The 2,560-nt window shown below is 66.0% G+C and carries 2 protein-coding genes; both read left to right on the forward strand.

The window, feature by feature from the left end:
- On the forward strand, window positions 1-1,245 hold a 1,245-nt coding region (locus tag QOJ24_RS07280; protein ID WP_526260316.1), incomplete at its 5' end, for a GMC family oxidoreductase.
- A 290-nt stretch (window positions 1,246-1,535) separates the two neighbouring features.
- Window positions 1,536-2,560 (forward strand): chymotrypsin family serine protease (locus QOJ24_RS07285; protein ID WP_526260317.1); only part of this gene is annotated, 1,025 nt, incomplete at its 3' end.

Genomic DNA, 2,560 nt, shown 5'->3' on the forward strand with positions numbered 1-2,560 from the left:
GCCATGCTGTTCACCCGCGGCCACCGCAGCAGCTATGAGCGTTGGGCCGATGGCGGTGCGAAGAATTGGCAGTTCGACGACCTGCTGCCCTACTTCCAGCGGATCGAGAGCACCGTCGGGCGCGATCCCGCGCTGCGAGGCCTGAACGGTCCACTCACCGTCGCACCGGCCGAACCGGTGAACCCGGTCCTCGCCGCCGCGCTCGACGGTGCCATCGAGATGGGGCAGCGCCGGGCGAGCGACATCAGCGGCGGCCTCGAGGAGGGTTTCGGGCCGGTCGATCTCAACATCGTCAGCGGTCACCGCCAGTCCGCCGCGGACGCCTACCTGCGCCCGGTGCGCGACCGATCCAACCTCACGATCGTCAGCGACGCGTTGGTGCATCGGCTGGTGATCGACAACGGCCGGGCCACAGGTGTGGAGTACAGCGTCGGCGGCCGGATGGAGTCGGTCTCGGCCGGCGAGGTCGTGGTCACGGCGGGTGCGATCGGCTCGGCGCAGTTGCTCATGCTGTCCGGCGTGGGACCGGCCGAGCACCTACAAGCCCATGGCATCAAGGTCGTTGCCGACCTGCCCGGTGTCGGCGAGGGCCTGCAGGATCACCCCATCGCCAACGTCGTCTACCGCTCGGCGCAGCCGGTTCCGACGCCGCGTAACAACCACGGCGAAGTGATCGGCCTGGTCCGCAGCCGCGACGACCTGCCTGGTCCCGATCTGCAACTGATCTTCGTCGACCTGGCGCGCCCGGTAGCTGGCTTCACCGGCCCAGACCAGGGGTTCGGCTACACGATCGGTGTTTCGGTGATGCTGCCGCACAGCCGCGGCACCGTCCGGCTCGCCGACGCCACGCCAGGGTCCGCCCCGCTCATCGATCCGAACTACTACGGCGATTCCCGCGATCTCGATGCTGTCGTAGCGGGCCTGCGCCTGGCCCGCCGCATCGGAGGGGCGCCCGCGCTCGATCAGTGGCGCGACGCTGAGATGGCACCCGGGCCCGCCACCGACGATGAGGCAGCGCTGCGTGACTACGCCCGCGCCACGGTCGCGTCCTACTGCCACCCGGTAGGCACCCTGGCCATGGGTGACGGCCCCGACGCGGTGGTCGACCCGGGCCTGAAACTACGCGGAATCGACGGAGTACGGATCGCTGACGCTTCTGTGATGCCTGCCATCCCCGCAGGCAACACCAATGCCACCGTCTACGCCATCGCCGAACGCGCCGCCGAACTCATCCTCGAGAACTGACGCTGACGAGGTAGACCGCCGACAACGACGTATCTACAGACGCCCATCACGTATCCATTGCCTCCGGCAACTAGTACCGAGAGAAAGAATCCATGCCCACAAGATTTCGCATGCGTCGCAGATCTCTAGCCCAAGCGGCGGCAGTACTGGCGGGTGCCGTTTTATGCGCCACCCTGGCGGCGAGTGGTTCGACCGCTGGAGTTGTCGCGTCACCGGACGAACCCGGCCGGTCGGGAACGCCAGAGGTTTACAGTGGCGACGCACACCTCCGGGCGGCCCTACAGTCTCCGATGAACACCGCGCAGCGACTAGCGCTCAAGCAGCAGTACGCCGACGCGCGCCCGTCGGCCACAGCTCCAGAAGGCTCTGAGGCGAGGCAAGCAGCATGGGCCGCGGCCAGCCACGTGATGGAGATGTCAGCGCGGGGCGGTGTAGTCACGGCAGCGCTTCCACGCACTGCATCGGCGACTGCCCTCGAGGCCGCCAAGAAGTCGTTCCAGATGACCGGAGCACGGAGCACCATCGCGGTGAAGCGCAGCGTGCTGACCAAGGCAGAACTCGATGCCACTACCGTCCGGCTGTCTGATCTCTACAACGCGCACGCTCGGCGGGGTGAAGGCATGACCTTCTACTACGACGCTGCCGAGGACGCGGTCATCGTCACAGGAAATTTGTCGCCGTCGCTCACCGCGCAGATGAAGGCTCTTCGCGGCGTCCGTGTTGAGTCCTCTCCGTCGGTCCGGGTTTCGAACAACTCTGGCGACAGGTACAACGACTCTGGGCCCTGGCACTTCGGCGCGGCATCGATCACGAACCAGACCACTGCGAACAACTGCACCAGCGGATTCACCATGCAGGACGGCCCTCAGAACAACTACGCGTCCTACACCGTGACCGCAGGTCACTGTGGGAGTGCGGGGAACAGCTTCAAATCGGGCGGCATCTGGTACGGCACCATCACCAACAAGCCGGCGTACCCGAACTGGGACGCCGCGAAGATTCAGTGCTGCGGCGACCAGTACGGCAAGCAGATCTATACCAACCGGTACAGCACGCGAAATCAGATCACCGCGTGGAATCCGGGTCCAGGCCGACCCGCACCGAGTGGCGTCTGTGTGTCCGGCCGAGCCGGTTACGCCGAGAAGTGCAACGGCAACATCAGTTCCATCAACGCGACGTTCTGCGTCGCCCAATACGTGTGCACCTACGACTTGATTCAGTACGAGACACCCAACACCGGCGAGGCCATGACCAGCCCCGGCGACTCGGGGGCGCCTGTGTACTCGCTGAACGCAGCCGGGGAAGCCCAGATTCA

The organism is Mycobacterium sp., assembly GCF_032159775.1.
Taxonomy (GTDB): Bacteria; Actinomycetota; Actinomycetes; order Mycobacteriales; family Mycobacteriaceae; genus Mycobacterium.